Genomic DNA, 7,198 nt, shown 5'->3' with positions numbered 1-7,198 from the left:
CAAGTGATATTCTAGTAGGTTCGGTTCAGACATAATCGTGTAAGACCTAAGTAAGGGAAACCAGAAAGGGCTGTGATTAGCTCAAGAATCCTCACGCCTTTAGGCCCAGGAGTGTCAAAGAAAGATGTCACCGATCTAAAAGTAGATATGGCCGAGGTGAAAACCGAACTCAAGAGTATTGATAGGCGATTGGAAAAAGTGGAGGGAACACAGGACGCTTTGATTAAGGATGTCTCTGACCTCAAGGGAGCAAAATCGTTGATTATTCCCGTGGTGGTGGCAGTATTAACCAGTATTCTGACTCTGCTGGTGCGATCGATCCCGAATCCTTAAAGGATTTTTCTGGGAACGGCGATCGATTTTTGCCGGTGTATTTTCGTTTTCCCTTCAATCCGCCGGAGGGAGAAGGATCGGCTCGAAAACCGTCACATCCTCTTGATTTAACCTTTGAGCTAGATCAGCTTCTTCCAATCTTTCTAGAAAGGGCAAAATATCACTAAATGCCCGAAAACCTAAACTTTCAAGCTCATCGATGGTGATCGAATCGTCGGAGATATTACCTTTGCGTTGCAAAAGCAGACGAATTCTTTCCTCTTTGGCGTTTAAGGCCGCTTGTTGTCGGAAATCCTTTTCGGCTGCTCTTAATCCTTTTTCGAGAACTTCCATCGTGATCGTTTTAACCTGAAGATCGGCCGCGGTGGAGAGTACAATATTTCCTAAGCGGTTGAACAAACGGGGTCTGCCGAGAGAAACCTTGCAAAAACGTCTTGCCGCATCTGGTAAAAAGGGAAGTACACACCTGTCATCTTTCGGATCGGTACAATCGTTTTTAATTCTGGCACTGTTGAGATAGTTAATTAACATCTGGTATGTGGTATCCGCATCTAGTTCTTCTAGCGGCAATTGCAAGTCAAATAAACCGCGTTCGCTGGTTAATAAATCTCCCGTCATCCCGATGGGGTGAGCCGTCAGCATAAACCAAGCCCGACCTTTTAACATTCCCTGCGCGTCGTGCATCATTTGTCGTACCACACTAGGATTTTGTTTATCTAGATCATCGATCGCGATCAGAATCCCCTGCGGATATTCTTCTTGCGCCCGCTCTAACAATGTATCGAAGCTCACAGTCGGATATTGAAATTTGGTGAGCGGTAAATCTTTCTCGCCGATTTTACCACCGATTCCTAAACTACCGCTAATTTCAGCACTACGCTCCTTCAATAGTTTTTCGGTTGGAATTCCCATCTGATAAAGCTGACGTTGCGCCCAATCGTCATTTGGCATCGCTCTAGCGAGGGCGATCAGTGCTGTAGTGGCGATATCTAAACCTGCGGGTAGAGATATATAGGTAGTCAACATTTGCGGACGATTGCGGCGTATAACCGACAATACTTCCAGTAAAAAAGCACTTTTGCCGATTCCTAAACGACCAGAAACCAGAATCCGACGACGCTCGCGACTTTGGAACAGATTAAACACCTGCGTCAATTCATTTTTTCGCCCGGTAAAAACACGATCGAGGGTATCGCTGTTTAAATCGATCGGGCTTTCGGTAAAGGGGATTTCCTTCAGTCCTAACCGTTGGATATTGTCAAAGGATTGCTTAAAAAGATCATCGGCACTTGTCATAAATATACCTCGCTGGTTTGTCGTTCGATCGCCCGTCGAGAAGCTTGATAAATAATGTCTATCTCCTCCACTTTATCGGGATCGGTCTGTGGTAGTTGTCGGTAGATTGCCTTCGCTCGATCGAGTTCCTTCATTCCTTTCTCTAGATGTCCTTGGGATACGAAAACATTCCCCAATCCGGTGCGACTTTTAGCGATTCCGGGTAAATCCTGTAAATATTCGTACCAACGCAGGGCATCGCGATAGTAGAGACGGGCTTTCTCTCGATCGGACAGAACTTCGTAGGCGCGGCCGGTGTGGTAGAGCGCGTTCGCATGGGCTAGGCGATCGTCACTGGTGCTAAGTTGATTGACGCTATTTAACAACAGTTGTAACCCTTGCTGCCATTCGCCATCCCGCACCAGACGACTACCGAGAATGGTTTGGGTAGTGGGCAGCGCTTTCCAGATATCTTTTCGATCGTAATGTTCGGGACTAATCAGATCTAGGGCGGTTTTATAAGCTTCTAAAGCTCGTTGAAGATCTTCGGGATTTTTGTCGCAATCGTACCTTTGAGAAAGAGCTATTCCTAATCGATATTGAGAGTCAATAAAATCTTGACAACCTGCGGGGGAGACTTCTAGAGCTTCTTGGAGTAGAGCGATCGCAGTATCGAGATCGCCGGGGTTATCCCGTTGCATCAAAGCTTCTGCCAAATGCCCTTGATTCCCCGCCCATTGCACGGGAAACGCGGCGCGAGTAAAGATTTGAGCGGCTTGATTGTGGAGATGGATCGCCTGTTCTAAATTGTCCTTCCGCTCCCCTAAAACTCGCTCGCGATAGGCATTGGCCAAATTCTGCTGACTTATCGCCCAATTTTCGGGGAAATTCTCGCGGGTATAGACTTCTAACGCTTGCCCGTACAGTTCGATCGCTTTCTCTAGATTTTCCGCCCGATCGCCCAGTATTCGATTACTGTAAGCGCTGGCGAGGTTATTGAGGGTCATCGCCCAATCGACGGGGAAATTCTTGCGGGTTCTAACTTCTAAAGCTTGCTCGTACAGTTCGAGCGCTTTCTCTAGATTTTCCGACCGATCGCCCAGTATTCTAACACTGTAAGCGTTGGCAAGGTTATTGAGGGTCATCGCCCAATCTACGGGGAAATTCTTGCGGGTTTTAATTTCTAAAGCTTGCTCGTACAGTTCGATCGCTTTCTCTAGATTTTCCGCACGATCGCCCAGTATTCGATCACTGTAGGCAAGGGCAAGGTTATTGAGGATTGTCGCCCAATCTTCGAGGAAATTCTTGCGGGTATAGATTTCTAAAGCTTGCCCGTACAGTTCGATCGCTTTCTCTAGATTTTCCACACGATCGCCCCGAATTCGATTACTGTAAGCGAGGGCAAGGTTATTGAGGATTTGCGCCCAATGTTCGGGGGAATTCTCGCAGGTGTAAATTTTTAGGCTGAGATTATGAGCAGTAATACTTAATTCTAAATTTGTTGCTCGATCGCCTAACGGAAACTTGTAAATCGTGACAGCAAAATTCTCGAAAAGGCTGGCTATTTTTTCTCGCTCGTCTATTGATTTATCGGCGATTAAGCTTGTGAAGACTAAAGGTAAAGCGTCTAAAAGTAAATCATCTAATTTATTAATATTTGCTTTTAAAAATTGCTGTAGCTTCGTTTCATCTTTGGAATTTTTTCGACAAAAATCCCCAAAAGCAAGGAGAAAATCCTTAAATTTTCTCGTGGGAGTTGGCGACTGACCGAATCCTTTCGCTTTTTTCGACATCGTGGTATAAGTTAACAGTCCAGATTTGTTCCGCATGGTGGGCTGTAAATCGGGATACCCGATCAAGCTATCAATATTTTACCGCAAGGAAAAAGCGCTGGGGATAAAATTGTACTTTCCTTAACCCGAAGTGATGTTTTTTCAACAAAAAAAACTCGATCGCTTAATTGCGATCGAGTCGAGAAAAAATAGACTAATTATTAATAGTCGAAGTCACCACCGCCGGCGGGGGCAGCGGATTTTTCTTTTTCCGGTTTATCCACGACAATACACTCGGTAGTTAAAACCATACCGGCGATCGAAGCGGCATTTTGTAGGGCAGAACGAGTCACTTTAGCGGGGTCAACGATACCCGCCTCAAACATATCGGAGAACTCACCGGTAGCGGCATTATAACCAACATTAAAGGGCTTCTCTTTCACCCTTTCGGCAATAACTGCACCGTTTTGGCCGGCATTTTCAGCGATCCGTTTTAAGGGGGCAGAAATCGCACGAGAAACGATTAAAGCGCCGGTTAATTCTTCATGCTGGAGGGTGTCTTTTGCCCAAGTTTCCAATTGGGGAGCGAGGTGAGCTAAAGTAGTACCACCACCGGGGACGATACCTTCTTCTACGGCTGCTTTAGTGGCGTTAATCGCGTCTTCTAAGCGCAATTTGCGGTCTTTCATTTCCGTTTCGGTAGCGGCACCAACTTTAATCACTGCCACACCCCCGGCTAATTTAGCCAGACGTTCTTGCAGTTTTTCTTTATCGTAGGAAGAATCGGTGTCGTCGATTTGACGGCGAATTTGCTCACAACGGGTTTTCACTGCCACGTCGTTGCCTTCGGCGACGATGGTGGTGGTATCTTTGGTCATGGTGATACGACGGGCCGTACCTAAGCTGTCAATTTTGGTGGTTTCCAGTTTTAAACCCGCATCTTCGCTGATTACTTGACCACCGGTTAAGACGGCGATATCTTCTAACATCGCTTTTCTGCGATCGCCAAATCCGGGGGCTTTCACCGCAGTAACGTTAAGAACACCGCGCAGACGGTTAACCACTAGGGTTGCCAAAGCTTCTTTTTCGATGTCTTCGGCGATAATTACTAGGGGTTTGCCTTGACGGGCCACTTGTTCGAGAATGGGAACCAAATCCTGTACTAAACCGATTTTTTTGTCGGTGATTAGAATAGCGGGATCCTCAAAGACGCATTCCATGCGTTCGGTGTCGGTGACAAAGTAGGGAGAGATATAACCTTTGTCAAAACGCATCCCTTCGGTGATTTCTAGTTCGGTGGTCATCGATTTCCCTTCTTCCAGGGAAATTACGCCTTCTTTGCCGACTTTATCCATGGCCGAGGCGATCATTTGACCGACTTCATCATCGTTACCGGCAGAGATTGCGCCCACTTGTGCGATCGCTTTGGAGTCTTCTACGGGTTTCGCGTGTTTGGCGATTTGACCGACGAGGAAATCGGCAGCTTTATCGATACCTTTTTTCAGAGAAATCGGGTTAGCACCGGCGGCGACGTTGCGTAAACCTTCTTTAACAATAGCGTGAGCGAGAACGGTGGCGGTAGTAGTACCATCACCCGCTACATCGTTGGTTTTTGAGGCGGCTTGGCGAATTAAAGCCACACCGGTGTTCTCGATATGGTCTTCCAGTTCGATTTCTTTAGCGATGGTGATGCCATCATTGACGATTTGGGGTGCGCCAAATTTCTTTTCGAGGACGACGTTACGACCTTTGGGGCCAAGGGTGACGGCTACCGCTTCGGCCAGCAGATCCATGCCTTTTTCTAAGGCGCGACGGGCATCTTCGTTGTAGATAATAGATTTAGCCATAATGTATCGTTATTCGGGCAAAATAGGGGTTTTCAAGGGTAGATGATTAGGAAACGGCGGCGAGAATGTCTTTTTCGGAGAGGAGAACGAATTCTTCGCCACCAAGTTTGATATCGGTTCCGGCATATTTGGAGTAGAGAACTTTGTCACCCACACCCACTTCCACAGGGGTACGGCTACCGTCATCGTTGCGTTTGCCGGGGCCGACGGCCACGACTTCCCCGATTTGGGGTTTTTCTTTAGCGGCATCGGGAAGGAAAATGCCACCGGCGGTTTTTTCTTCGCTGGGACTAACTTTGACGAAAACTCGATCGCCTAGGGGTTTAACAGTAGTTACGTTGATGCTGACTGCAGCCATGGAATATCCTCCGTTTCTCTTGTATTTGGGTAAGTGTCTTTTCCAGATTAGCACTCTTACCTTCCGAGTGCTAATTTACCGAAATACAAGGCCCCCTGACAACTGCTCGATCGGTACGGGTTCCCGAACTATGGTGTTAAGCTAGGGTTTGCTGAAAAAGTTTGTTGGTGGGGTTAGGAGTCGGTATTCTCCGAGTCAGGAGTCGGTATTCTCCGAGTCAGGATTCAGGATTCAGGATTCAGGATTCAGGATTCAGGATTCAGGAGAATTAAGAATGAGCATTAATCAATTTAATGCTCTATTTAGGAATTTTAGGCAATTTTATGCCTATTTTTCTCATTTTTGCCTTCTCAAAAATTAATTATGCAAGAACTCTATTAAATCTGGTTATTAAAAACTGATTATTTATTCACCCTGTTGCTTTTTGCCTCTTGCATGAGTGCCTAAAACCCATAACTTTTGTACCTCACTAGACTGAAAAACGCTATAGTATAAGCTCTTGTGCAAAAACAAAAGAGTTGAGCGGAAACACTCAACTCCTTGGTTATCTATGCTTGATTCTTTGACACTCCCATCGGTAAAACCGAGGGATTCTTGGGCTGAATCTTGCCTCTACTAGCAATGCTAATTTTGGTCTTACATTTTCATGTCTAGTCCGACTACACCTATAAGGCAAGCACTCTTGTGGACTACTCCCCAAGCTTAAATTCGGGTATGCCCTACCCTATTTGATTATTTTTATCTCCCACCTATGCCATATTTTTTGTTAGAGGGCAGTGAGGTATTGGGGCAACCTTTTTGAGTTGGTGACATTAGCCTTTTTACAACGGTCAGTTCGCGTGCCACGACTACACATCTGACTTTCCGCTTGCTTTCACTTTAGCACAAATTATCTTAAAACAGCAGAGTTTTAGTTGTGCTTCGCTGTTTCTATACTGGTCGGGGTTTCATCCCGTCGGTAAAACCGAGGGTCTTCACCCCGACATTTAAGATAAAGTGTTATTGTGACTGCCAAAAACTTGCGCTTTTAGTGCATCAATTTCGGCTAATAACTCACGGCGATTCTCATCCTTGAGCAGATAGCGCCAGACAAACCAACCACTATAAACGATTCCAACTAATTGTAGGATAGGAGCAAGGAGGGGAATATCATCGATCGCATCTAAAACCGCTAGGGTAACTTTCACGGTGACAAAACTCGCTAAAATTGCCACCAGAACGATTAAAGGTTTTTTGTATCCAGAGAAGAAACTACCGATATAATCGGGGACGTTAGCCAGATAGGACATCACCGAATCCCAAACTGGTTCTACATACTCAGACCAAATCTGTTCGGTGCTGCTGCTGCTGGGTTTGCTCAGAGACCCGGGTAAATCCGTTCTAATCGGATTTTGGGTCTCGGTCGGTTGCATTGATTCCATATTAACTGATCCTCATCATAAAGGTTAGACAGTGCGCGAATACGACCAACGGGGGTCAATTTTAACAGACTGATTGACACTCTCGCCGTCAAGCTACGCTGTGACGGGAGATTCTTGCTTCTACTCCTCTTAACTAGACACAATCCGAAGACTATGCCCCCGTCAGACCGAATCCACAAGCGTTTTAGTTTA

Annotated in this window: 6 protein-coding genes; 1 reads left to right on the top strand and 5 read right to left on the bottom strand. The window is 46.0% G+C overall.

Features of this window, described 5'->3' with window-relative positions; genetic code table 11:
- The first annotated feature begins 72 nt into the window (after positions 1-72).
- On the top strand, positions 73-333 hold the full coding sequence (locus EWV84_RS19930) for a shikimate dehydrogenase (RefSeq protein WP_287079601.1): 261 nt from the start codon (positions 73-75) through the stop codon (positions 331-333).
- Between the two features lie 54 nt (positions 334-387).
- Here the strand turns inward: EWV84_RS19930 and EWV84_RS19925 are convergent, their stop codons facing one another.
- The 5 genes from EWV84_RS19925 to EWV84_RS19905 form a co-directional block, all read right to left on the bottom strand.
- Positions 388-1,629, bottom strand: a complete 1,242-nt coding sequence (locus EWV84_RS19925) for a P-loop NTPase family protein (protein ID WP_287079600.1) — start codon at positions 1,627-1,629, stop codon at positions 388-390.
- Positions 1,626-3,437, bottom strand: coding sequence for a tetratricopeptide repeat protein (locus EWV84_RS19920; RefSeq protein ID WP_287079598.1), 1,812 nt, complete (start codon positions 3,435-3,437; stop codon positions 1,626-1,628). The genes EWV84_RS19925 and EWV84_RS19920 overlap by 4 nt, the downstream gene beginning before the upstream one ends.
- Before the next feature lie 164 nt (positions 3,438-3,601).
- Positions 3,602-5,227 carry a chaperonin GroEL gene (gene groL, locus EWV84_RS19915; protein ID WP_287079597.1) on the bottom strand — a complete coding sequence of 542 codons (1,626 nt, stop codon included), beginning with the start codon at positions 5,225-5,227 and terminating at the stop codon, positions 3,602-3,604.
- A gap of 46 nt (positions 5,228-5,273) precedes the next feature.
- Entirely contained in the window at positions 5,274-5,585 is a 312-nt protein-coding gene (gene groES, locus EWV84_RS19910) for a co-chaperone GroES (protein ID WP_002737272.1), read from the bottom strand.
- Between the two features lie 986 nt (positions 5,586-6,571).
- Positions 6,572-7,006, bottom strand: a complete 435-nt coding sequence (locus EWV84_RS19905) for a CAAD domain-containing protein (protein WP_287079596.1) — start codon at positions 7,004-7,006, stop codon at positions 6,572-6,574.
- Positions 7,007-7,198 lie beyond the last annotated feature (192 nt).

This window comes from Microcystis sp. M_QC_C_20170808_M3Col (assembly GCF_007095505.1).
In the GTDB taxonomy this organism is placed as follows: Bacteria; Cyanobacteriota; Cyanobacteriia; order Cyanobacteriales; family Microcystaceae; genus Microcystis.
This window is presented reverse-complemented; position numbering and strand designations above follow the sequence as displayed.

Bases quoted from the DNA above. Each gene is read 5' to 3' on its own strand.
- groL (WP_287079597.1), bottom strand. From the start codon at position 5,227: ATGGCTAAATCTATTATCTACAACGAAGATGCCCGTCGCGCCTTAGAA.
- EWV84_RS19925 (WP_287079600.1), bottom strand. From the start codon at position 1,629: ATGACAAGTGCCGATGATCTTTTTAAGCAATCCTTTGACAATATCCAA.
- EWV84_RS19920 (WP_287079598.1), bottom strand. From the start codon at position 3,437: ATGCGGAACAAATCTGGACTGTTAACTTATACCACGATGTCGAAAAAA.
- groES (WP_002737272.1), bottom strand. From the start codon at position 5,585: ATGGCTGCAGTCAGCATCAACGTAACTACTGTTAAACCCCTAGGCGAT.
- EWV84_RS19905 (WP_287079596.1), bottom strand. From the start codon at position 7,006: ATGGAATCAATGCAACCGACCGAGACCCAAAATCCGATTAGAACGGAT.